At 47.2% G+C, this 23,687-nt stretch carries 20 protein-coding genes, 1 tRNA gene and 1 other annotated feature; of the genes, 5 read left to right on the plus strand and 16 right to left on the minus strand.

The window, feature by feature from the left end:
- Window positions 1–57: 57 nt before the first annotated feature.
- The 8 genes from CHH53_RS08515 to guaB form a co-directional block, all read right to left on the minus strand.
- A tRNA-Ser gene (locus tag CHH53_RS08515) sits at window positions 58–153 on the minus strand.
- Window positions 154–213: 60 nt separating this feature from the next.
- Window positions 214–1,488, minus strand: coding sequence for a serine--tRNA ligase (gene serS / locus CHH53_RS08520; protein ID WP_095215701.1), 1,275 nt, complete (start codon window positions 1,486–1,488; stop codon window positions 214–216).
- Between the two features lie 48 nt (window positions 1,489–1,536).
- Window positions 1,537–1,738, minus strand: a binding site (T-box leader).
- 256 nt (window positions 1,739–1,994) lie between these two features.
- The gene (locus CHH53_RS08530; RefSeq protein WP_233134964.1) at window positions 1,995–3,323 is read right to left on the minus strand and encodes a serine hydrolase; all 1,329 of its coding nucleotides are present in this window, start codon (window positions 3,321–3,323) and stop codon (window positions 1,995–1,997) included.
- Between the two features lie 106 nt (window positions 3,324–3,429).
- A complete protein-coding gene (locus CHH53_RS08535) occupies window positions 3,430–4,110 on the minus strand; it encodes a uracil-DNA glycosylase (RefSeq protein WP_095215703.1) in 681 nt (226 codons plus the stop codon).
- An 86-nt stretch (window positions 4,111–4,196) separates the two neighbouring features.
- On the minus strand, window positions 4,197–6,275 hold the full coding sequence (locus tag CHH53_RS08540; RefSeq protein WP_095215840.1) for a TRAP transporter permease: 2,079 nt from the start codon (window positions 6,273–6,275) through the stop codon (window positions 4,197–4,199).
- Between the two features lie 11 nt (window positions 6,276–6,286).
- Window positions 6,287–6,802: a DUF1850 domain-containing protein gene (locus CHH53_RS08545; RefSeq protein WP_095215704.1), complete on the minus strand. Its 516-nt coding sequence runs from the start codon at window positions 6,800–6,802 to the stop codon at window positions 6,287–6,289.
- Between the two features lie 66 nt (window positions 6,803–6,868).
- Window positions 6,869–7,876 carry a TAXI family TRAP transporter solute-binding subunit gene (locus tag CHH53_RS08550; protein WP_095215705.1) on the minus strand — a complete coding sequence of 336 codons (1,008 nt, stop codon included), beginning with the start codon at window positions 7,874–7,876 and terminating at the stop codon, window positions 6,869–6,871.
- A 164-nt stretch (window positions 7,877–8,040) separates the two neighbouring features.
- Window positions 8,041–9,516: an IMP dehydrogenase gene (gene guaB / locus CHH53_RS08555; protein ID WP_095215706.1), complete on the minus strand. Its 1,476-nt coding sequence runs from the start codon at window positions 9,514–9,516 to the stop codon at window positions 8,041–8,043.
- A gap of 135 nt (window positions 9,517–9,651) precedes the next feature.
- Here guaB and CHH53_RS08560 point away from each other — a divergent pair, with 135 nt between their 5' ends.
- Window positions 9,652–10,608, plus strand: a complete 957-nt coding sequence (locus tag CHH53_RS08560) for a YaaC family protein (RefSeq protein ID WP_158221517.1) — start codon at window positions 9,652–9,654, stop codon at window positions 10,606–10,608.
- Between the two features lie 10 nt (window positions 10,609–10,618).
- Here the strand turns inward: CHH53_RS08560 and CHH53_RS08565 are convergent, their stop codons facing one another.
- From CHH53_RS08565 to dnaA, 8 genes are all read right to left on the minus strand, one after another.
- Window positions 10,619–11,698 carry an HD-GYP domain-containing protein gene (locus tag CHH53_RS08565; protein ID WP_158221518.1) on the minus strand — a complete coding sequence of 360 codons (1,080 nt, stop codon included), beginning with the start codon at window positions 11,696–11,698 and terminating at the stop codon, window positions 10,619–10,621.
- 73 nt (window positions 11,699–11,771) lie between these two features.
- Window positions 11,772–14,288: a DNA gyrase subunit A gene (gene gyrA / locus CHH53_RS08570; RefSeq protein ID WP_095215709.1), complete on the minus strand. Its 2,517-nt coding sequence runs from the start codon at window positions 14,286–14,288 to the stop codon at window positions 11,772–11,774.
- 43 nt (window positions 14,289–14,331) lie between these two features.
- Complete coding sequence (gene gyrB, locus CHH53_RS08575; RefSeq protein ID WP_095215841.1) at window positions 14,332–16,260, minus strand: DNA topoisomerase (ATP-hydrolyzing) subunit B; 1,929 nt, start codon at window positions 16,258–16,260, stop codon at window positions 14,332–14,334.
- A gap of 18 nt (window positions 16,261–16,278) precedes the next feature.
- Entirely contained in the window at window positions 16,279–16,524 is a 246-nt protein-coding gene (gene remB / locus CHH53_RS08580) for an extracellular matrix regulator RemB (protein ID WP_095215710.1), read from the minus strand.
- Window positions 16,524–17,648: a DNA replication/repair protein RecF gene (gene recF, locus CHH53_RS08585; protein ID WP_095215711.1), complete on the minus strand. Its 1,125-nt coding sequence runs from the start codon at window positions 17,646–17,648 to the stop codon at window positions 16,524–16,526. Before recF ends, remB begins: the two co-directional genes overlap by 1 nt.
- A gap of 31 nt (window positions 17,649–17,679) precedes the next feature.
- Window positions 17,680–17,901 carry a S4 domain-containing protein YaaA gene (gene yaaA / locus CHH53_RS08590; protein ID WP_095215712.1) on the minus strand — a complete coding sequence of 74 codons (222 nt, stop codon included), beginning with the start codon at window positions 17,899–17,901 and terminating at the stop codon, window positions 17,680–17,682.
- Window positions 17,902–18,060: 159 nt separating this feature from the next.
- Window positions 18,061–19,203, minus strand: a complete 1,143-nt coding sequence (gene dnaN, locus CHH53_RS08595) for a DNA polymerase III subunit beta (protein ID WP_095215713.1) — start codon at window positions 19,201–19,203, stop codon at window positions 18,061–18,063.
- A 188-nt stretch (window positions 19,204–19,391) separates the two neighbouring features.
- Window positions 19,392–20,741, minus strand: coding sequence for a chromosomal replication initiator protein DnaA (gene dnaA, locus CHH53_RS08600; protein ID WP_095215714.1), 1,350 nt, complete (start codon window positions 20,739–20,741; stop codon window positions 19,392–19,394).
- A gap of 610 nt (window positions 20,742–21,351) precedes the next feature.
- Here dnaA and rpmH point away from each other — a divergent pair.
- From rpmH to jag, 4 genes are all read left to right on the plus strand, one after another.
- A complete protein-coding gene (gene rpmH, locus CHH53_RS08610) occupies window positions 21,352–21,486 on the plus strand; it encodes a 50S ribosomal protein L34 (RefSeq protein ID WP_093726343.1) in 135 nt (44 codons plus the stop codon).
- A 199-nt stretch (window positions 21,487–21,685) separates the two neighbouring features.
- The gene (rnpA, locus tag CHH53_RS08615; RefSeq protein WP_095215716.1) at window positions 21,686–22,057 is read left to right on the plus strand and encodes a ribonuclease P protein component; all 372 of its coding nucleotides are present in this window, start codon (window positions 21,686–21,688) and stop codon (window positions 22,055–22,057) included.
- A 37-nt stretch (window positions 22,058–22,094) separates the two neighbouring features.
- Window positions 22,095–22,871 carry a YidC family membrane integrase SpoIIIJ gene (gene spoIIIJ, locus CHH53_RS08620; protein WP_095215842.1) on the plus strand — a complete coding sequence of 259 codons (777 nt, stop codon included), beginning with the start codon at window positions 22,095–22,097 and terminating at the stop codon, window positions 22,869–22,871.
- The gene (gene jag, locus CHH53_RS08625) at window positions 22,871–23,512 is read left to right on the plus strand and encodes an RNA-binding cell elongation regulator Jag/EloR (RefSeq protein ID WP_095215717.1); all 642 of its coding nucleotides are present in this window, start codon (window positions 22,871–22,873) and stop codon (window positions 23,510–23,512) included. The genes spoIIIJ and jag overlap by 1 nt, the downstream gene beginning before the upstream one ends.
- The last annotated feature ends 175 nt before the right edge of the window (window positions 23,513–23,687 follow it).

Consider the following 23,687-nt stretch of genomic DNA (forward strand, 5'->3'; position numbering starts at 1 on the left):
TAAGACAAAGAATAATATAACATATCGAAAAGCTAGATGTCAATAAAATATAAAAAATGGCGGAGGAGGGGGGATTCGAACCCCCGCGAGCCTTAAACAGGCCCCTGTCGGTTTTCGAGACCGATCCCTTCAGCCGGACTTGGGTACCCCTCCATGCTTTTGTCTCCAAAAGCTATCTCACCATATTTTCATCATTCCTGTCAAGGTCTGTGCTTAGCGAATTTCTGTTTTCCCACCCATATAAGGAATCAACACTTCCGGAATTTTCACCGATCCGTCTGCTTGCTGATAGTTTTCCAAGATGGCAGCGACCGTCCGTCCCAGTGCCAAACCTGATCCATTCAATGTATGGACAAACTCCGGCTTGCTCTTGTCATCGCGTTTGAATCGAATGCCGGCACGACGCGCTTGGAAGTCCTCAAAATTGGATACGGAAGAAATTTCGCGATACGTACCGCTGCTAGGCAGCCAAACTTCCAGATCGTATTTCTTCGCTGCAGTGAATCCAAGATCACCTGTGCACATGCTCATGACACGGTATGGAAGCCCTAGCAGCTGCAATACTTTCTCGGCATGTCCTGTGATTTCCTCCAGCACCTGATAAGAATCCTCCGGTTTGACGAACTGCACAAGCTCTACTTTATTGAACTGATGCTGACGGATCAAACCACGAGTATCCCTGCCGGCGGAACCCGCTTCGGAACGGAAGGAAGCACTGAATGCAGCAAATTTCTGCGGCAGCTGATCGCCTTTCAGGATCTCTTCACGATAGTAATTAGTCACTGGAACTTCCGCAGTCGGCACAAGGAAGTAATCCCAGCCGTCCAGCTTGAATGCATCTTCTTCGAATTTTGGAAGCTGACCGGTGCCAGTCATGCTCGTTCTGTTCACCATATATGGCGGGAGCATTTCCTGATAACCATGCTCATCCGCATGAAGATCCATCATGAAATTGATCAAAGCACGCTCCAGGCGGGCTCCTAAGCCTTTGTAGAATACAAAGCGGCTTCCTGTCACCTTTGCAGCTCGTTCAAAGTCAAGGATACCCAAATCAGCTGCAAGATCCCAATGTGCTTTTTCTTCGAAGTCCTTCTGCTGCACCTCACCCCATTTGCGCGCTTCCACATTATCATCCTCGGATTCGCCCACAGGGACGCTCTCATGCGGAATATTGGGGATGGAGAGCAATAGCATATCCAACTCACTTTCGACGGCTCTCAGCTCTTCATCGTATGCTTTGATTTGATCGCCTACTTCACGCATCTCCTTGATCTGTGCATCCGCATCCTGCTTCTCCTTTTTTAGGACCGCAATCTGTTTGGATACCTCATTGCGTTTCGCTTTCAATTCTTCCGTCTCATTGATAAGCTTACGGCGGCGTTCATCCAAATCCCCGAATTTATCAAGGTCCGTCAAATCTTCCCCGCGATTCGTAAGTTTCTGTTTTACTTCGTCAAAGTTTGAACGTAGATATTTCATATCCAGCATAATGCTTCCTCCTTTTTTCTCGAACAAAAAAACATCCCATCCCCATAGAAAAGGGACGAGATGTTCCACCCGCGATACCACCCTGGTTGAAGACAAAGATATCTTCCAGCTCGGCAAGGTAACGGTTTGTACCGGGTATGTCTCCATACCATTCCAGGATGGATTCACTTACAGTCCTGCATCGATTCCCACCAGCCATCGACTCTCTAAAAGCATGCTGTAAGCTACTATTTCCTATCATCACGTTGTCGTTATTCTTCCTACAGAATAGCTAATTCCAGGTAATTATGCAAGTATGATATGCAATTCCAGCTTTAGGATTTACATACCAGCATGGAATTATACAAAAAAAGCGGAAAGGGCTATGATCTTTTCCGCTTTCGATGTTGTCCAGCTATAGAACCAGAAACTGCGGTATAGGCGATAAATCCCTGCATGAGGAAAGGCACCCCATTCCGTGATCTCACCTATCCCTCCGTTCCTAACGTTCTTTTTCGCTTTTCGTATTAGAACCAGCCTTTGACTGTATCGGCTACGCTGTTGAAGATACTGGCGAAGAAGTCACCGATTGCCCCCAGGGAGAGCATGAACCAGTTGGACTTCTCTACATCCTCGGATGCTACGACATCGACAGTATATGAGCCGCCGTTGATATTGCCTTGGTCGTCTCCGTCATAGACAAGTGTCGCAGTTCCGACTTTATCGCCTTTTTTCACTGGAGCGACCAATTCGCCGTCAGCATTCAGCTTGTCCTTGTCGACTTTGTACTCCAAGTGGTATTTATCTTCTTCCCCATTCTTCACAGAAGTGGTGACCGAATCTTTTAGCGAGATGGCTGCACTGTCTTCTTTCCCTTTTGCCACCGGGACGGAAGCATGGTCCTTGATTTCCGTTCCAGCTTTGTAAAGTTCAGTCTGTTTGAACTGGTTGAAGCCGTAATCCAGCAGCTTTGCTGTTTCCTGGAAGCGTGCTTCTTCACTATCCGACTTCATTATCACGGTGATATAGCGCTGCCCGTCGCGCTCAGCTGTACCTGTGAAGCAGTAGCCAGCCACGTCTGTATGGCCCGTTTTCAAGCCATCCATCCCTTCATATCCATAAGCTTTCAGATAGCCAGGCATGTCCGGGAGCATCCAGTTCCAGTTCGTGATTTTCTTGCCGTCAAAATCCGTTTGTGTAACACTGGATACCTCGAGTGCTTCCGGATGATCCTTGATCAAGTTGTAAGCAAGGATACCGGTGGATTTTGCAGTCATCAGGTTTTCGTCATTGACGTTTGTTCCCTTTGGACGGTTATCCCCCAAGTCCGAATTGGAAAGTCCAGAAGCATTGACGAATTTATAATCCTTCATGCCTATTTCTTCCGCTTTTTCATTCATCATTTTGACGAATTCGGTCTCACTGCCACCTACAAGCTCTGCAAGTACGATAGTTGCGGCATTATCAGAATTGATGGCCATCGCATTATATAGATCGCGAACAGTGTAGTCCTTGTTCTGTGTGAGTCCTGTACCGGAGAAATCCGTATTCGAGGAAATGCTGTAAGCATAATCACTTACTTGCGTTGTCGTATCCCAGGAGATAGTTCCTGCTGCGATTGCATCCAAGATAAGATATTCCGACATCATCTTCGTCATGCTTGCTGGAGGTAAAGTGAGATCTGGCTTCTTCGCGTATAATATCTCGCCAGAGTTGGCGTCTATTAAAATTGCGGATTCCGCTTTGATATCCAAGCCTTCCGCAGCTTGTGTGTCTAGTGGCTTTGCTAGAAAAGTGTTAAACGTAATCAGCATCGCGAGCAAACCGATCATCGATGCTTTCAAAAGATGTTTCAAGTGTTCCTACCTCCACAAAAAATAGAATCGTTACTGTGCATCCCCGCTATTTTACCATAGACGATAGGCAATGGGGAACGTTCTTTGTACCGATTCTATATTTTGTTCACAGGTCTGGAATACACCAGTCAATCGGCTCCAATCCATTGGCTTCCAATATTTCATTCGTCTTGGAAAATGGCTTGCTGCCAAAGAATCCGCGCCTTGCAGATAATGGACTTGGATGGGCCGAGGTCAGCGTATGATGCTTTTCCGTATCTATCAGCTTCTGCTTTTCCTGTGCGTGTCTTCCCCAAAGGATGAATACGACCGGATCCTGTTTCTCATTCAATGATTCAATCACACGATCCGTGAAATGCTCCCAGCCTTTGCCCCGGTGAGAGCCCGCTTGATGAGCTTCCACCGTCAAGGCGGTGTTCAATAGCAGCACCCCTTGTTCCGCCCACTTCCTCAAATAGCCATGTGATGGGATCGGACAGCCGATATCATCCGCCAGTTCCTTGTAAATATTGATGAGCGACCGCGGTATCGCCACCTCCGGCTGTACCGAAAAGCTGAGTCCATGTGCCTGATTCGGTCCATGATAAGGATCCTGTCCCAAAATGACTACCTTTGTATCCGCAAATGATGTCATTTTGAGCGCTTCATAGATATGATGCATATCCGGATAGATTGTCCTCTCTTGATATGCTTCCTTCAAAAAGCTTCGCAGTTCCTTGTAATAGTCTTTTTCAAATTCATCCTGCAGAATTTCCTGCCAGTCATTATCGATAAGTTGTTTTGCCATGCCAATCCACCTCCAAGTCATTGTATCAGACCTATACCCGTTATGAATAAAGAAAAAAGCTGTCCTGATACAGGACAGCTCTCACTTCAGCTTGCAACCGGCTGATTCATTTCAGATCGTTTGAACATGTATTGGCATGCAATCAGTGCTGCGAAAATAATCAAGCCAGCCATGCTGAGCCAGACTCCCGGATAAATCAAGGCAAGGCCAGCTGCAATGGCAACAAGGCGCTCCGGCCAATAAAGCCTTCGGAACCAGTAACCGATCATACCTGCCCCGATGACAATCATGCCCAGGAAGGCGGTAAGGAATATCCAGGCCACCTCCACATAATTAGATGTTCCGAACAGCAGCAATTCCGGGGCAAACACAAACATATAAGGAATGATGAAGGCTGCTATTGCCAGCTTGGTCGATATAACTCCCGTAGCAATCGGCCGGCCTCCTGATATACCTGCTGCCGCAAAGGCCGCCAAGGCAACTGGTGGTGTAATGTCAGCCATGATGCCAAAGTAAAATACAAACATATGGGCCGGCAAATCATTCACTCCCAATAGGATGATTGCCGGTGCCGCTATCGTCGACGTGATGATATAGTTGGCTGTCGTCGGTGCCCCCATCCCAAGAATCAAGGATGCAATCATCGTAAAGAACAATGTCCAAAACAGCTGTTCATTCGCAAGACCTACCAGGCTGTTGGCAAGGCTGAGACCAAGACCCGTTTTCGTTACGACTGCCACGATGATACCAGCCGCGGCAGTCGCTGCAATTACGCTTAAGGCAGATCGTGCACCATCCACCAGTGCCTCGATCGTCTCCAGGAAGTTACGGTCGAAGAAGTAGCTGACAATGACAGTGGCAAGTGCGGCAATGATCAACCCATTCTCGATGGACAAGCTGCCGGTTGCGCCGCCATAGATCAAATAAGCAGCCAGCACGACTCCGAATACAATCGGATACAGATGGCGGTAGACTTCCTTTCTGACCAGGGCAATAAGGACACATGTGACGATTCCATATAAAGCGGCACGCATAATGCTGAGTCCGGAACTCAAGTAGAAAACCATCGCCAGGATAGGCAGCAGCAAATAGAGCTTGCTTAGCACTTCCTTCTTATCCGGAAGCTCTTCCTTCTTCAATCCCCGCAAACCCGTACGCTTTGCTTCAAAGTGGGTCATGATCCAAATGCCGGAAAAGTAAAGGATAGCCGGGATGATTGCCGCTTTGGCAATCGTCCAATAGCTCACACCGATGAACTCGACCATCAAAAAAGCAGCTGCCCCCATCACAGGCGGCATGATTTGTCCCCCGGTGGAAGAAGACGCTTCTACAGCTCCTGCGAAGTTTTTGGAATAGCCTAGCCTTTTCATCATCGGAATGGTAAAAGACCCTGATGTCACTACATTCGCTACCGAACTGCCGCTTACCGTCCCTTGCAATGCACTTGAGAAAATGGCAACCTTTGCCGGTCCGCCGATCCTCCTTCCGGCAACGAGCAGAGCAAGATCATTGAAATACTGCCCGACACCTGTCTTCACCAAGAATGCCCCGAATAAAAGAAAGAGAAAAATGTAGGTTGATGATACACCGATCGGCGTTCCAAGCATACCTTCTGTCGTGAAGAACAGCGAATTTACGAGTGTATCGACATCCACTCCGGGATGGACGATGAAATCAGGCAGCTGCCTGCCCCAATAGGCGTATGCCATAAAAAGGATGGCAATGATGACGATTGGGAGCCCGACAGTACGTCTGGTGGCTTCCAGGACGAGCAGTACCGCTATTGCACCTGTAGCGAAATCCAATGTCGTCATCTGTCCGCCTTGGGCAATGATACTGTCATACATGACCGGCCAATAAGCACCGACATAAAACCCTAAGGCTGCCAATATATAATCGTACCAGGCAATTCGTTTAACCTTGCTCTTGCGTTTTGCCGGGAACAATAAATAAATCAGGACAAGCCCGAATCCCAAGTGGACGGATCGATGAATCTGTGTTGGTACATTTCCGTATGTAGCTGTATAAAGCTGATATATCGAGAACGCAAGCAACAGGAAAAACACGACTGCCCCCATGATGCCCGCAAGCTTCCTGAAATTGGATTCACTGTCGTATTTCTCGAGCAGCTTCTGCTGTTCTTGATCCGACAATACGTCATTCATCGCTTTATCGTTCATTCAAGCCGTTCCCCCTTCCATAGGTTCCATAAACTTGTGTATACTGCTTGGATTTTGATAGAGGCACCTGGTCCGATATTTTCCTGGAGAGAATAGCTTTGCTTTTGGTAAACCAGCTGGTGATTCGCCACCACTTCTCCGATTGTCAGATGAAGGGCCTCCCGATAGCCTTTCATATTCCGTATATAATACTTCCCATCTTTCATTTCGAATGTCTCTTGCTGCTTTGCATCTGCATCTGCCGGCATGCCAACAGCAGTATCCTCATAGACAAGCTGATATGGGTACAGCCTGTTTTGCTTGATCGTGTACTCCTCCGTCACTTCGGAAAGATGGATCGAATGGGTGTAACGGATGCTCACATGCGCCCCATCCGCGACTGGTAAGTAAGCAAGAAGCTGATCACTCTGCAGATCTTTACAGGCGACTATATGCCGGAAGGGTACAAATATGTACGAAACAATCAGTACCATGATCATTAGACTGATCAGAAGGATAATACGGACTCGCAACACGATACACCTGCCTTTTGCAAAAAAACGCCGGTAAAGAAGCTACCGGCGTTTTTCAGTATTCAATCAGGAAGAAGGCAGCTCCACTCCTGCTTCCTCCAAATAACGCTTGGCACCAGGGTGGAATGGGATGCTTACACCATCAGCAGCCGTTTCTGCCTTTATGAACTCTGCCTTTTGATGGCCGATATCTCCTGTATTTTCATACAATGCCTTTGTCATGTTATAAACAAGTTCTTCATCCATGCCTGCTGTAGTCACAAGCATCGCATTTACGGATACTGTTTCAACTGGCTCCTCCAAGCTGTATGTGCCTGCTTCGATCGTGTAAGGAGCATAATAGGGCTTCTCTTCAATCAATTGATTCACTTTATCTTCATCCAATCCGACTATCGTGACCGGAGTCGTAGCCGAAAGACTTTCCACCGCCCCTGTCGGTGTACCGGCTGTAATGAATGCCGCATCGATCGTTCCATCCTGCATGCCAGCTGTCGATTCGCCGAAATCAAGATTCTGCACCTCGATATCATCCACATTCAAGCCATGGATTCCAAGGATATCCTCTGCACTTGCATTCGTTCCCGATCCCGGAGCGCCGATTGATACGGTTTTCCCCTTCAAATCTTTAACGGTTTGGATACCGCTATCTTCCGTTGCGACAATCTGGATCGTTTCCGGATACAAGGAACCGATGGCCTGTATGTTCTCGATTGCTTTCCCATCAAACATCAGCGTCCCTTCTGATGCATAGGCAGCGATATCCGTCTGACTGAACGCGACGATATCATCATTGCCTTCACTCAGTTTATTCATATTTTCAACGGATGCCCCCGTCGATGTAGCTGTCGCTTTTACATTTTCAACATTGGAATTAAGAATTTCTGCAATGCTTCCTCCAAGCGGGTAATATGTACCCTCCGTCCCTCCAGTGAGCAGCGTGATGAATTGCTGTCCGCCGCCGTCACCGCCGTCGGAATCCCCTGATCCCCCGGCTGTACCCCCTCCGCAGGCACTGAGAATAAGTACCATTACCGTCATAAGGATTACCGCAGAAAGTGATTTTTTCATTTTCATACATTCATCTCCCCCTTAGGCTATATCAATTCTCCATAAGGGCACCAAACCCTTCTAGTTTTTAAAATATTATTTCTATTGAAAAAAATCTGTTAATTTGTTAGATTATGTACTATAAAAAAGAAACGACGCCGATTTTGGCGTCGTCTCAAGTATGAATAAGATTAGTTGATGGAATAGTTCGGTGCTTCTTTTGTAATTTGGATATCATGCGGGTGGCTTTCGCGCAGACCTGCACCAGTCATACGGATGAACTGTGCATTCTCGCGGAAGTAAGCCAAATCAGGAGCGCCGCAGTAGCCCATGCTTGCACGCAAACCGCCAAGCAGCTGATGAACCGTATCAGCCAAAGCTCCTTTGTATGCGACACGTCCTTCGATGCCTTCCGGTACCAATTTCTTCGCTTCTTCCGTTTCACCTTGGAAGTAGCGATCCTTGGAGCCGGATTTCATGGCTCCGACAGAACCCATTCCACGGTATACTTTATATTGACGGCCTTGGAAGATTTCAGTTTCCCCAGGGCTTTCCGTCGTACCTGCAAACATGCTTCCGAGCATGACAGCATGTCCGCCTGCAGCAATTGCTTTCGCAATATCGCCGGAGTACTTGATTCCGCCATCGGCAATGATGGAAACACCATGCTTGTCAGCTTCGACTGCACAATCATTGACAGCGGTGATTTGCGGTACACCGACACCCGCCACAACACGCGTTGTACAAATGGAGCCAGGTCCGATCCCGACTTTGACTACATCGGCACCAGCTTCGATCAAGGCACGTGTGCCTTCAGCTGTTGCTACGTTTCCTGCAATCAAATCAACTTCAGGGAATTTCTCCTTGATTGCCTTCACTTGCTCCAAAACGCCTTTGGAATGACCATGCGCAGTATCCACGACAAGGACATCCACTCCAGCTTCCACCAGTTTGCTGATGCGTGTCATTGCGTCACCAGTTACCCCGACAGCAGCGCCGACTAATAGACGGCCATGTTTATCTTTTGCGGAATTCGGGAATTCGATCACTTTCTCGATATCTTTGATCGTGATCAAGCCCTTCAGTACACCCTTCTCATCGACAAGCGGAAGCTTTTCGATTTTATGCTTCTGAAGGATTTTCTCGGCCTCATCCAATGTAGTGCCCACAGGTGCTGTCACCAAGTCTTCCTTCGTCATGACATCGGAGATCGCGATGGAGTAATCCTGTACGAAACGAAGATCGCGATTTGTCAGGATACCGATCAGCTTCTGTTCTTCTTTGTTGTTAACGATTGGCACACCTGAAATGCGGAATTTGCCCATCAGATGCTCTGCATCGAATACTTGGTTTTCCGGGCATAAGAAGAATGGGTCCGTGATAACGCCGCTTTCCGAACGTTTGACGCGATCCACCTGCTCAGCTTGCTCCTCGATGGACATGTTTTTGTGGATGATCCCAAGTCCACCCTGTCTAGCCATGGCAATGGCCATGCTTGCCTCTGTTACAGTATCCATGCCAGCACTGATCAATGGGATATTCAAAGTGATATTTTTCGTCAATTTTGTCTGGAACTTCACATCACGGGGCAGCACTTCTGATTTTGCCGGTACAAGCAAGACATCATCAAAAGTCAAACCCTCTTTTGTAAACTTGTCTTCCCGCATGTTTATCCTCCTTTTATCATGAAATGTTTATATATGGTTAAAATACTGCTATTAAAACCTATTTCTACTTACAATACGCCAAGATGCGCGGTTTTTCAACTATATGAGCACTTAAAAAATATTGGAGGATTCTGTATGCATGATGAAAACGTATCCACCTTCTTTTCTTATCTTGAAGCAGAGGATGCAGCTCTTACCTTCCTGCAAAACAGCTACCGGCATCTCGACATACCAGATGCAGAAACACGCAGCTACCAGAATATTTCCGCTTTCCTAGCTTATCTGGAACACGGCAAGTCTTATTACGCCTATGGAAAAAACGCTCCGCTATTGATGAAACCTGTTTTATTATTTTACGGAATGACCCATTTTATGAAGGCTAGTTTGCTCCTGACACGCCCTGCCTATCCGGAATCCACTGCTGATTTGGCACATGGCCTCTCCACCAGGAAGCGAAAAAAACGGGATTATCAGTTCATCCTGGATGAAGTCATGTTACAGCAGCGCGGCTTATTCCCGTATTTTTCCCGTTATGTGTGCAAGCGGGACATCCCGGCTGTCAAAAAGGTTTCCATGGGGGATATGCTGCGGCTTATACCTGAACTCCAGGATCTCCTTTCCTTGCAGCAGGAAAAAAGGAGTCTCGTCGAAGCAGGCAGGAAAAAAGATATCATCGTACTTCCGGATTGCTTACTCGACGACTTCCAATATACAAAACGCCGCTTTTTGGCATTCCTGCAATCATACTCCTACCAGGCAACAGAACAGGCGCCGCTTTCCCTGCAGCAGCCGGACTCCCTTTGGCAGGCTGCAGGGCCCCTGTTTTACAATCCATTAAGCCAGCAATACTATTTTATCCGGCAAAGCTATTGGAGCGGCTTTCATGAATGCATGGCCCATTATGCACTTTCCTACAATTTAAGCATGATATGCCGCTATGAAGCGGAATGGTGGATGGATTTATTGCATATCAACCGGCGTAATGAATATCCGCTCATCATGCGTTTTCTGGAAATCACTGCGGATAAATTCCCCTTATTGATAGGATCGTATATGCTGAAGCATTTCCAGGATATAAAAAAAGCACGCTAGTCAGCGTGCTTCATCTCGAAATGATCTCAGTGATGCGTATATGCGGCATATCCTTCAAGGCTTTGACTTGCCCGGTCTGCCCCTCGCGGACCATCGGCCTGGCAGGATGGTTGTTATCCGTGAAGACGACCTCTGCGATCTCCCCGGTGGATAACCTGACCTTCGTATTTTGCTGGGCATCGACAAATGCCTGGATGAAATGCTTGATCATCACTGGATCAAAGCGCTTGAATTGTTCCTTCAGAATGATATCGACCGCTTCATATGGTGATACGGCAGCTTGATAAGGCCGATTGGATATCAAAGCGTGATAAGTATCGCAAATCGAGAGGAGACTGGCAAATGGGTGTATCTTCTCCTTCGTTAATCGCAGCGGATAACCCGTCCCATCTGCTTGCTCGTGATGCTGAAGGATGGCAAGCTTCGCTTTGGACGAAAGGATGGAGGCATCCTCAACCATCCGATAGGACAAAGTGGGATGCCGCTGGACATCAACCAGGTCCTTGTCATGAAGACGACGTTTCTGGATATGATAAGGCTGTTTTAGTTTGGACATACCGCAATCAGCCAGGAAAGCAGCCAAACCGATTTGCTTGATGTCAGCTTCAGGGAAATTGGCTCTTTGCAATACAGCCGCCACAAGAGCGGCTGTGCCTGCTGCATGCTCCGGCAGGTAATCGGATTGCTCACGATATGCGGGCAGATTGAAAACATTGCCGTCCCACTTGCGGACCTTCTCCAAAACAGGAAGAATATGATTCCGATGCAAGGGGATATCCACAGCACCGCCATGCTGCCAAGTATGGAAATGCTTTTGGTAGCCTTCAATGGCTTCTGCATATGCATCCAAAAAATGCACTTCTGTTATCGTATCTGGATTGCTTACGAAAGACTCTTCCTTAGGAATGAACGTACTGCCATCAGACAAATGACTTGCGACCGTCACTTCCTTCACGAGCAGCTTCCGTAAATAGAAAACTTCCGTATCAGTCAGTATGGTCTTACTTTTTATGAGTGGCAGGCCGCTTTTACCCATGACATCGGCTGTCACGATACAGCCAGCGACGAGTTGATTGGCTGAGACGATCATATTCCGCATCCTTTCATCCAATGGTTATGTAAAAAAAGCATTCCCACCACTATGGGAGCGGGAATGCTTTTTATCAATCTTGTTCCGGATCATCTGTCTCCGCTTCCACTGGTTCCTCCAGCATCTCATCAGAAACAGCCTCGATCTCTTCTTCTTGTTCTTTATCAATCCTGGCAACAGTGGCTACTGCTTCATTCTCCTGAATACGAATCAGGATGACACCCTGTGTATTCCGGCCGGTAACCGAGATACTGGAAACAGGCATCCGGATCAGTACACCGGAAACAGTGATGATCATGATATCTTCTTCACCAGTAACTGGTTTGGCTGATACCATCTGTCCTGTTTTTTCCGTGATTTTGGATGTCAGAATCCCTTTACCGCCTCGGTTTGTAATACGATATTCCGATTCAGGCGTCCGTTTCCCGAAGCCTTTTTCGGTAACATTCAGGATGTCCACACCTTCATCGAGGATATCCATCGATACGACGGAATCATCATCCCCGCGCAGGGTTATCCCTTTGACACCGGCAGCTGTACGGCCCATTGGTCGGATCTGTTCCTCCGGGAAACGGATCAGATAACCGTTTTTCGTCGCAATCATGATATGTTTATGGCCATCTGTCATACGGACAGAAATCAATTCATCATCCTCACGCAAGTTCAATGCGATCAGACCGCCCTTACGTATATTGGCGAATTGGGAAAGTGTCGTCCGTTTGGAGATGCCATGTTTTGTCGTAAACACCAAGAACCAATCATCGGCAAATTCCTTCACCGGGATCAAGGCATTGATCCATTCGCCCTTCTCGATTTCCAGCATATTGATGATCGGGATACCTTTTGCCGTCCGGCTGAATTCAGGTACTTCATAACCTTTGGCGCGGTATACTTTCCCTTTGTTCGTGAAGAACAGGATCGTATCATGCGTGCTGGTGGAAATCAGATGTTCAACGAAGTCATCTTCATTCGTACCCATGCCTTGGATACCACGGCCGCCGCGTCCTTGACTGCGGTAAGTGGAGGAAGGCAGGCGTTTGATGTAGCCTTGATGCGTCAATGTGATGACGACATTCTCTTCAGGGATAAGTGCCTCATCCTCGATGAAGTCGGTTCCGCCGATAACGATTTCCGTACGGCGTTCATCACCGAAGCGCTCCTTGATCTCAGTCAGTTCCTCACGAATGATCTCAAGCACTTTCTCTTCATCGGCAAGAATGGCTTTAAGCTCGGCGATCAGCTTAACCAGCTCTTGGTACTCATCTTCGATCTTATCGCGCTCCAAACCAGTCAAGCGCTGCAGCCGCATATCAAGGATCGCTTGAGCCTGTTTGTCGGAGAGCTCGAAACGCTCCATCAAAGCCTCACGGGCAATGTCCGTTGTTTGGGAACCGCGGATCAGGCTGATGATTTCATCCAGATTATCAAGTGCGATTCGCAAACCTTCCAGGATATGCGCCCTGGCTTCCGCTTTGCGCAATTCGAATTCCGTTCTGCGGCGGATGACGACTTGCTGGTGGTCCAAATAATGCTTCAGCGTCTGCTTCAGGTTGAGGATCTGTGGTTTATCATCCACAAGGGCAAGGATATTGATCCCGAAGGATGTCTGCAGAGCTGTATGCTTGTACAGATTATTCAGGATTACATTCGGATTCGCATCCCGGCGGACCTCGATCACGACCCGCATACCGTTCCGGTCTGATTCATCACGCAAATCTGTAATTCCCTCGATACGCTTATCACGGACAAGCTCGGCAATCTTCTCGACAAGCCGTGCCTTGTTCACCTGATAAGGAAGTTCCGTCACGAGGATGGTCGATTTGCCATTGTCATGCTCGATGATTTCGGTCTTTGCCCGGATTGTGATCGAACCGCGGCCCGTTTCATAAGCCTTGCGGATGCCGCTTCGTCCCAGGATCTGGGCTGCGGTAGGAAAGTCCGGTCCGAAGATATAATCATCCATCAATTCCTCGATCGTGATATCCGGATTTTTACTAAGGGCCAAAACCGCATCGATCGTTTCATTCAGGTTATGCGGCGGAATGTTTGTCGCCATGCCGACCGCAATACCCGAAGCGCCGTTCACAAGCAGGTTCGGGAACCGTGCCGGCAATACAAGCGGCTGCTTCTCCGAGCCATCATAGTTATCGCCATAATCGATCGTATCCTTGTTGATATCACGCAATAGTTCCATGGATATCTTGGACATCCTTGCTTCCGTATACCGCATTGCCGCCGCTGAGTCACCGTCCACCGAACCGAAGTTCCCGTGTCCGTCCACGAGCATATAGCGATAACTGAAATCCTGCGCCATACGGACCATCGCTTCATACACAGCCGAGTCGCCGTGCGGGTGGTATTTACCGATTACTTCCCCGACGATACGGGCCGATTTCTTGTATGCCTTATCGGCATGCATCCCCAGATCATGCAATGCATAAAGGATCCTGCGATGAACCGGCTTCAAGCCGTCCCGCGCATCTGGCAAGGCACGTGCTACGATAACGCTCATTGCATAGTCAAGGAACGACGTACGCATTTCCTGACTTATATCTCTTTCTTGCACACTTGGACGTAATTCATCCGCCATGCGAAAACCTCCTGTCAAATTGCCGGTACCAATTCATGATTGGTCAGATATCTAAATTCTGCACGTTCTGTGCATTTTCTTGTATGAAATTCCGTCTCGGCTCGACTTTGTCACCCATCAGGACATCGAAAATTTGGTCTGCATCGATCGCATCGGCCAAGCTTACTTGAAGCAATGTCCGATTCTCGGGATCCATGGTCGTTTCCCAAAGCTGCTCTGCATTCATCTCTCCCAGACCTTTATAACGCTGGACCCCAGGCTTTGGCATTTTCGGTATTTCGCTCATCACCCGGTCCAGTTCCCGGTCATTGTAGGCATAATAAGCTGTCTTACCTTGCTGGACTTTATAAAGCGGCGGCTGCGCGATGTACACATAGCCGTTCTCGATCAGTGGCCGCATGTAACGATAGAAGAACGTCAGCAGCAGTGTCCGGATATGGGCCCCATCAACGTCCGCATCTGTCATGATGACCAGCTTATGGTAGCGTGCTTTGGAAATATCGAAGTCCTCTCCGATCCCTGTTCCAAGCGCTGTGATCATGGCACGGATTTCGTTATTGGCCAAAATCTTGTCCAATCTTGCTTTTTCCACGTTGATGATCTTCCCGCGCAAAGGCAAAATGGCTTGGAAATGACGGTCACGCCCTTGCTTGGCAGAACCGCCCGCAGAGTCACCCTCTACGACATACAATTCACTGATTGATGCATCCTTGGAAGAACAGTCAGCCAGTTTACCAGGCAAGCTGCTCACTTCCAATGCACCCTTGCGGCGAGTCAGCTCACGGGCACGTTTAGCAGCAATCCGGGCACGTGATGCCATCAGCCCTTTTTCAACGACGATCCGGGCTGTATCGGGATTCTCGAATAAGAATTTGGAAAATAGCTCTGTAAATGCAGCATCCGTTACTTGACGGGCTTCGCTGTTGCCGAGTTTGGTTTTGGTCTGCCCTTCGAACTGCGGATCCGGATGCTTGATGGAAATGATGGCAGTCAACCCTTCCCGTACATCATCCCCGGAAAGATTCGGATCATTTTCTTTGAACATATTGTTCTTGCGGGCATAGTCGTTGATTACACGAGTCAGACCCGATTTGAAACCAGCTTCATGCGTCCCGCCTTCATACGTGTGGATATTATTTGCAAAAGAGTAGATACTGCTTGTGTACCCGTCATTGTATTGCAAAGCAATCTCCACAGTGATTTCCGAATCGGTATTCTCTGCATAGAATGGTTCGTGCAGCACTTCTTTGGAACGATTGAGATGCTCCACATAAGAGCGGATACCGCCTTCGTAATGGAAGGTGACAGGCTCTGGATTCTCTTCGCGTTTATCTTCCAGGCTGATTGCCAATCCTTTGTTCAGGAAGGCAAGCTCCCGGATACGGACCAGCAAAGTCTCTTTGTTATATACAGTCGTTTCCGTGAAAATCTCCGGATCCGGCTTGAAATGTGTGATTGTTCCCGTTCTGTCGGATTCACCGATGACTTTGAGATCTCCTTGCGGGACGCCTCTCTCAAAGCTTTGTTCATGGATCTTGCCATCACGGTGGACGGTTACATTCAGATGCGTCGACAAGGCGTTCACGACTGATGCACCTACTCCGTGCAAACCGCCGGAAACCTTGTAGCCTCCGCCGCCGAATTTACCGCCGGCATGCAGTACAGTCATGATCACCTCTACCGCAGGACGGCCGGTCTTCTCATGGGTCCCTACCGGGATACCGCGTCCGTTATCTTCCACAGTGATACTGTTATCTTCTTCGATGGTCACCCGGATATGATCGCAATAGCCAGCAAGTGCTTCATCAATGCTATTATCGACAATTTCCCATACCAGATGGTGCAGACCGCGTTCACTCGTGGATCCGATATACATACCAGGCCGTTTCCGGACGGCTTCCAGTCCTTCCAGCACCTGTATCTGATCTGCATCATACAACTGTTCTTCAGGCATTTTATCTTCCATTGCCATTTCAATCACCTGCATTTCTTATAGGTTATCTTCTTCTATCATTCTCGGAACCGATGTATCCGCCCGTTTCTTCAATGTCTGCACCGATAGCGGACTAGAATAGATCCGGTCAGTGGTGACAATGATAGATTTGGCCGATGCATCTTCCGCTTCATCGTTTTCTGCCTGAGCGGGATCGACTGTTTTAGCCGCTTGTCCATATTCCAGGATAGCCACGACGTCTTCAGCCCTGACGACATTATTCCAACCGATCGAAATGAACATCAGATCCCTCCCGATTCACTCACAAGCTTCCCTGATTTTATCGTGAACAGTTCGGCCTGCTTCAATGTTTCATGCTGTATTCCCGATACATTCGTAGTCGAGACAAAGGTCTGGACTTTTCCTTGTATCGTCTCGAGCAGATGGGACTGCCTGCTGTCATCGAGTTCACTCAAGACATCATCCAGCAAAAGAATCGGATAATCCCCGACTTCCCTGTAAATCAGCTCTATCTCGGCAAGCTTCAGCGATAATGCCGTCGTGCGCTGCTGCCCCTGTGAACCGAAAGCCTGAACATCTTTCCCATTCACATAAAAAGACAGGTCATCGCGATGGGGGCCTGCTAGTGTTGTCCCTCTTTCCACTTCACGCGTCCGTAATTCAGAGAATTTCTCCTCATAGGCTATTCTAAGCGTTTCCTTATCGGATTCTTCTGATACGTGCAGATTGGAAAGATATTCTATATCCAGCGTCTCCAGTCCCGTCGTGATGCCCTGATGGATGGGCTGTGCCCATTTACGGAGCAATCCCAGGAAGAGGAAACGTTTTTCTAAAATGATGGCAGCGTGCTCTATCAGCTGCTCCGTCAGCACATCAAGCATGGTCGGGTCAGCTTGGCGCCGCTGCAGGAGCTTCAGCAGATGATTCCGCTGCTTCAATACTTTTTGATATTGTCCAAGATGGTGGATATAGACCGGCTGGATCTGGCCGATCTCCATATCAATAAAACGCCTGCGAATTTGCGGACTGCCTTTCACCAGGTTCAGATCCTCAGGAGCGAACATGACGACATTGAGCGCCCCGATATAATCACTTAGGCGTTTTTGTTCCAGATGATTCAGTTTTGCTTTCTTCCCCTTGGACGATAAGACGATCTCAAGCGGAAAACGCTGCTTCCGCTTCAGGATGTTCCCTTCTATTTTAGCATAATCTTGGTCCCATTGGATAAGTTCTTTATCTTTGGGAGTGCGATGTGATTTGGAAAAGGCAAGCACATAGATGGCCTCCATCAAATTCGTCTTGCCCTGTGCATTCTCACCGATGATCACGTTCACTTTATCGTCGAATTGCAGCTGCAGCTTATCGTAATTCCGATAATGCGTAAGCGTTAGCTCTTGGATATGCATGCTCAGGTCCTTTCTCTATCCGGCAAAGCCGCTATGCCTTTTTGACAACGAATACCTCGGATGTCGCCGGCAGCTCGACACGGTCCTCCGGATAAAGCTTTCTGCCGCGCCTGTTTTCTTGCTCGCCATTCACCAGCACCGGATGATCAGCCAGATACAGCTTGACCATTCCGCCGCTTTCGACAGCATTCACTAGCTTCAGGAATTTCCCAAGCTGGATATATTCCGTGTTGATCTGAATTTCTTCGTTCATTTCCGCTCTCCTAACTTTACGTTGCCTTCTTATCATTTTACTAAAGTATCCACAACTTTGAAAGTTATTTTCATTATGTCCAAACCGCCGGGGCTTCATGTTATGCACAGAAAAAAAGCACCGCCTCCAGGCAGTGCCTTTATCCACATGTGCATAAATTCAGTAGGTCCTGACAGGTGTGATCAGCTGCAGCAGATCCTCATCATCGGTAGGACGGATGAGGAATGGGCGCATCGCACCAGTGAATTCGATTTTCACTTGTTCGCTTTCGATGACCTTAAGCGCATCCATCATGTATTTCGCACTGAAACTGATGCGCAGTTCTTCTCCCGAGATTTCCTGGACAGTCACTTCTTCGACGACACGCCCAACTTCCGGGGAATTGGAGCTGATTTCCAGCTGACCAGATTCCTGTGTCACCAGCTTCACCACATTGTTCCTGTTTTCCTTCGCCAAAAGGGATGCCCGATCGATGGAACGAAGCAATTCCTTCGTGTCGATTTGAAGGGATGTTTTGCTTTCAGTCGGGATCAAACGGGATGTATCCGGATAATTCCCTTCCAGCAAACGAGATAGGAAATATAAATGCTTCGTACGGAACAAAATCTGGTTATTCGTGATCCGGATTTCGACAGGATCCTGGTTCTCATCGAGGATTTTGTTCAATTCCGTCAAGCTTTTTCCTGGAATGACTACATTTTGGAAACCTAATGCAGCTTCATTTGTCGAAACAGGGATCCGACGGGATGCCAAACGATGGCTGTCTGTCGCAACAAAATGCAAGTCGTCATCCTGGACACGAACATTCACACCCGTGAGTAAAGGGCGTGTTTCCTGTGTGGATACTGCAAAAACAGTTTCTTTGATGACATTTTTCAGCAAATCGGCAGGCAATTCAAAGCTATCTTCGCTGTGAAGCTTCGGCAGCTGCGGATATTCATCAGCATCCTGGCCATTCAATTTGAATTCAGCACTTCCAGAACGGATGGTCACGTTCAATTGTGCATCAGATTCGATTTCCACCGCATTCATAGGTACTTTCCGAACGATTTCGGGGAAATATTTCGCTTGCAGTACGATACTTCCAGGCTCGATCTGTTCTACATAGACAATGCCGTCTTCTTCTTTTGGGATGAAAGATTCGATGGAAATGTCGGAATCACTGCCTGTCAATGTGATCCCATCTTCTTTTGCTTCGATTTTCATTCCCGTCAAGATCGGAATAGCCGTTCTGGATGAGATTGCTTTGACAACATCCTGAATACTTGCTAAGAGCCGATCACGTTGTATGACAAATTTCATGATAATTGCGTTCCTCCTATGGGGGGTTCTTCTTATTAATTATTATTTATAAAAATACAGTAGCAGTAATAGGGCCTGTGATTATGTGGATAAGTATGAAAAAGCCCTGGAATACCAACAAAAATACCCTGTGGATAAAATGTGAATAAAAAAAGCGTTTATGCACGGTTATCCACAGGGTCCAAGCATCAGAAAGATTTAAGCCTTTCTTTTATCTCATCGATTTCACGCTGCAGTTCTTCATCCTCACTCAATAGTTTGGAGATTTTCTCATGCGCGTGGATCACGGTTGTATGGTCCCGGCCGCCGAATTCTTCTCCGATTTTCGGTAACGAAAAATCAGTCAGCTCCCTTGAGAGGAACATGGCTATCTGGCGAGGGAAAGCAATTGCCTTCGTCCGTTTTTTCGCACTGAATTCTTCCAAGCGGACATTGTAGCGCTCGCCGACTTGCTCCTGGATCGCATGGATCGTGATGACCTTCGGCTTCGAGCTGGGAATGATGTTTTTGAGTGCATCTGCTGCCAGGGAAGCATCAATATCCGAGTTGATAAGGGATGAATAAGCAACAACACGTATAAGGGCACCTTCCAGCTCCCGGATATTGGTATCTATTTGATTGGCAATGTACAGCATGACCTCGTTCGGTATATCCAAGCCCTCCGCCTTCGCTTTTTTACGAAGGATGGCAATGCGTGTCTCCAGATCCGGAGGAGTGATATCGGTGATCAATCCCCATTCAAAACGGGATCGCAGCCGATCTTCCAATGTCGGGATTTCCTTTGGCGGGCGGTCACTGGATATGATGATCTGCTTATTTTCTTCATGCAGGGCATTGAATGTATGGAAGAATTCCTCCTGCGTTTGTTCTTTTCCGGCCAGGAATTGAATATCATCTATGAGCAGGACGTCGATATTGCGGTATTTCGCCCGAAATTCCGCTGTTTTGTTATCCCTGATTGCATTGATGAATTCATTAGTGAACTTTTCAGAGGATAAGTAAACGACCTTTGCGCTTGGATTATGATCCAATACATAATGTCCGATTCCGTGCATCAAGTGGGTTTTGCCAAGACCGACGCCACCATAGATGAATAACGGGTTATATGCTTTGGCAGGTGCTTCGGCAACAGCCAGGGAAGCAGCATGCGCAAATCGGTTACCCGAGCCGATCACGAAAGTATCGAATGTATATTTGCTATTCAGCATGCTTTTTGGTGATTCTGTCAGGGTGTCACTTGCCGCTGATTTCTGAGGCATCGGCTGGCGGATGATTTCCTCCTCCTGCTGAAATTCCGGAATGATGAATTTTGTCTGCAGGCGATTGCCGGTCACTTCGTAAAGTGTATCCCCGATCAGCGAGGAGTAGCTGCTTTCCAGCCAATCCCTGGCGAACTCGTTGGGAGCTTTGATCACTAATGTATCTTCTTCCAGTGCATAGGCCTGGGTATTTTTCAGCCATGTATCGAAGCTGGGCTTGCTTATCCGCTTCTCGATTGCTTGTAAGGTTTTTTTCCATAAATCTTGAATATTGTCCAACAGGCATCCCCCTTTCTGAGAAAAAATGAAAGAAGCAGTCACTTTCGATTAAGGAACTGCATCATGATAGGTAGTAAAAGGCCTTTTCAAGACATGCAAACAGAATTTTACGCATGCAAAAAGGCCGTGCACATAATTATATGGATGTGGATAAAAAATCCGCAGAATAGCGGTGATGGAACGACTTTTTCAGTTGCTCACATATCTGTTGATAACTGCATCTACAAGCCTGTGAATAGATGTCCACAGTTTATCCACAATCTGTGGATAATGGATTTTCCCAATCGGTTTATCCAATCATTAAAACACAGATATGATAACAGAATAATCCTTGTCTTGCAATGCTTAATCGACACTTATCCACAAATGCCGGCGATTGTAGACAAAAAGTATCCACAGCATGCGATTATGTGTGTAAGCTGTCGAAAACTTGTGTGGAAAAAGTTATGCACAGGGTTACTAGATTAACATGGCTTGTGGATAAAAGGAAGACGGGATACAGCAAAAATGATAGGTTGACATGTCCGCTTACTTTTACGTATAATGTTCAAGACTGTCTATGACCTTTCGCTATATTTTTTTATATATCCTCGAGGGAGGTGTTTTATATATGAAACGTACATTCCAACCTAATAACCGTAAAAGAAAAAAAGTACACGGCTTCCGTGAGCGTATGAGCACAAAAAACGGACGTAAAGTTCTAGCTCGTCGTCGTCGTAAAGGAAGAAAAGTATTGTCTGCATAAGGCCACTTACGTATGTAGTGGTCTTTTTGACTTTATATACTGATCAGTGGAACAGACGCAGCTTGCTAGCTGTGCTTTTACAAAGAGTGGAGAAGGAGAATAAACTACAAGCTTAAATGCCGCGTTTATTCTCCTTCTTTCAAATTGAACACTATTTGATGAACATTATTTCAAATAGGCATGCTTGAGGGGACCCTCCATGAAGAAAGAATATCGAATCAAAAAGAATGAAGCATTTCAGGAAGTGTTCCAGAAGGGGAGCTCTTTTGCGAACCGCCAGCTCGTTCTATATTATAAGAGGCAGGAAACAGCGGATACGCATTTTCGCATCGGCCTGTCTGTCAGCAAGAAACTTGGAAACGCTGTTATGCGGAATAAGATAAAGCGCTATTTGAGACAAGCCTTTCATGAACTGGATGAGCAAGTTGTACAAGGATATGATTTTATCGTCATTGCCAGGCAGCCAGCGAAGGATATGACTTATCAGGAACTGAAAAAAAGTTTGATCCACGTGCTTTGGAAATCACATCTGCTGAAACAGCCAAATAGAAAACAAAAAGAGAAGCAATAGGGAAAGTCTTATGCAAGGAAGTTAAGGAGGAAACATGGTGCGTAAAAAAGGTTTATTAGTATTGGCACTCGTGCTGCTCGTCGCTGCCTTGGCAGGCTGTGCACCGAGCACCGATCCAATCACTTCTGAAAGTACCGGGTTTTGGAATCAATACTTCATCTACCCGCTATCTTGGCTGATCACTTATTTTGCTAACTTGACGGGAGAAAACTTCGGTCTTGGGATCATCATCGTTACTGTGATCATCCGTTTGATTTTGCTGCCATTGAACATCAAGCAGCTGAAAAGCTCGAAAGCGATGCAGGAAATTCAGCCAGAACTAAAAGCGTTGCAGCAAAAATACAGCTCCAAAGATGCGAACACGCAGCAAAAGCTGCAGCAGGAAACAATGCAGCTCTTCCAGCGTCACGGTGTGAACCCGCTGGCAGGATGTCTGCCGATCATCGTGCAGATGCCGATCTTGCTTGCCTTCTATCAGGCAATCAGCCGGACGGAAGCCATCAAGGAGCATAACTTCCTCTGGGTACAGCTTGGAAACCCGGATCCATATTTCATCCTGCCGCTCATTGCAGGTTTGGCAACATTCCTGCAGCAGAAATTAATGATGGCAGGTAACTCAGCAATGGGAGCAAATCCGCAAATGACGATGATGCTTTACATCATGCCAGTCATGATCACTGTATTTGCATTATTCCTCCCATCTGCTTTGGCTTTGTACTGGGTAGTAGGTAACGTCTTCATGGTGGCGCAGACATTGCTCATCAATAAGCCGATGATGGCGAAGAACAAAGCTCAGGCAGACAGCAAGAAATAATGAAGCAGCTGACTGCTCGCGGTAAAACCGTAGAAGATGCAATTCAATCGGCATTACAGCAGTTGCGCGTTTCGAAAGAGGAAGTCGAAGTGGCTGTCATCGATGAAGGAAGCAAAGGTTTCCTCAATTTGTTCGGTGCCAAACCGGCAGTTGTCAGGGTGGCAGTAAAGCAGACAGACTATGTACAAGCAGCAAAAGAATATTTGGAAAGTATCATCCGTCATTTGCATCCCGATGCAGAGGCAGAGATCACTTCCGTTAAGAAAAAGCATGTGATGTTCGCGATCAGTGGTAATGATCTCGGCATATTGATCGGAAAAAGGGGACAGACGCTGAATGCGCTGGAAGTGCTGGTCGAACAATTCCTGCATCAGCAAAAAGCATATCATTTCACCGTTACCGTCGATGCGGAAGGATATCGGACAAGAAGACGGGAAACGCTTGAAACGCTGGCTGTCCAAGCAGCCAATAAGGCTTTGGCGCTGCGAAAAGCGGTGCCTCTTGATCCAATGCCGGCCAGTGAACGGAAGATCATCCATGCAGCAATTCAGAAACAAAAAGGTGTCGAAACGGATTCGAAAGGGAAGGAACCGAATCGCTATATCGTCATCCAACCAGCAAAAGAAAAGTCTTGGCAATGATGCCAAGGCTTTTTTTGCTTCTATTCACATGTGGATAACCGACCTCCGACGGGAGAAGGTATTTTTTCGTGTGGATATCTTTCTTTTTGCTGGTCACCGTGCTATTCTTATAAGTTAGTGAGTAAAAACTTAATCATGGCGATATGCTGTGGATAAATAGATAGATAAGAAAAGA

This window comes from Terribacillus sp. 7520-G, assembly GCF_002271665.1.
In the GTDB taxonomy this organism is placed as follows: Bacteria; Bacillota; Bacilli; order Bacillales; family Amphibacillaceae; genus Terribacillus.

Bases quoted from the DNA above. Each gene is read 5' to 3' on its own strand.
- jag (WP_095215717.1), top strand. From the start codon at position 22,871: ATGAAGCAGCTGACTGCTCGCGGTAAAACCGTAGAAGATGCAATTCAA.
- CHH53_RS08565 (WP_158221518.1), bottom strand. From the start codon at position 11,698: ATGATCGTCTCAGCCAATCAACTCGTCGCTGGCTGTATCGTGACAGCC.
- gyrB (WP_095215841.1), bottom strand. From the start codon at position 16,260: ATGGCAATGGAAGATAAAATGCCTGAAGAACAGTTGTATGATGCAGAT.
- dnaN (WP_095215713.1), bottom strand. From the start codon at position 19,203: ATGAAATTTGTCATACAACGTGATCGGCTCTTAGCAAGTATTCAGGAT.
- serS (WP_095215701.1), bottom strand. From the start codon at position 1,488: ATGCTGGATATGAAATATCTACGTTCAAACTTTGACGAAGTAAAACAG.
- rnpA (WP_095215716.1), top strand. From the start codon at position 21,686: ATGAAGAAAGAATATCGAATCAAAAAGAATGAAGCATTTCAGGAAGTG.
- CHH53_RS08560 (WP_158221517.1), top strand. From the start codon at position 9,652: ATGCATGATGAAAACGTATCCACCTTCTTTTCTTATCTTGAAGCAGAG.
- CHH53_RS08540 (WP_095215840.1), bottom strand. From the start codon at position 6,275: ATGAATGACGTATTGTCGGATCAAGAACAGCAGAAGCTGCTCGAGAAA.
- rpmH (WP_093726343.1), top strand. From the start codon at position 21,352: ATGAAACGTACATTCCAACCTAATAACCGTAAAAGAAAAAAAGTACAC.
- CHH53_RS08550 (WP_095215705.1), bottom strand. From the start codon at position 7,876: ATGAAAATGAAAAAATCACTTTCTGCGGTAATCCTTATGACGGTAATG.
- gyrA (WP_095215709.1), bottom strand. From the start codon at position 14,288: ATGGCGGATGAATTACGTCCAAGTGTGCAAGAAAGAGATATAAGTCAG.
- guaB (WP_095215706.1), bottom strand. From the start codon at position 9,516: ATGCGGGAAGACAAGTTTACAAAAGAGGGTTTGACTTTTGATGATGTC.
- recF (WP_095215711.1), bottom strand. From the start codon at position 17,648: ATGCATATCCAAGAGCTAACGCTTACGCATTATCGGAATTACGATAAG.
- remB (WP_095215710.1), bottom strand. From the start codon at position 16,524: ATGTTCATTTCGATCGGTTGGAATAATGTCGTCAGGGCTGAAGACGTC.
- CHH53_RS08535 (WP_095215703.1), bottom strand. From the start codon at position 4,110: ATGGCAAAACAACTTATCGATAATGACTGGCAGGAAATTCTGCAGGAT.
- yaaA (WP_095215712.1), bottom strand. From the start codon at position 17,901: ATGAACGAAGAAATTCAGATCAACACGGAATATATCCAGCTTGGGAAA.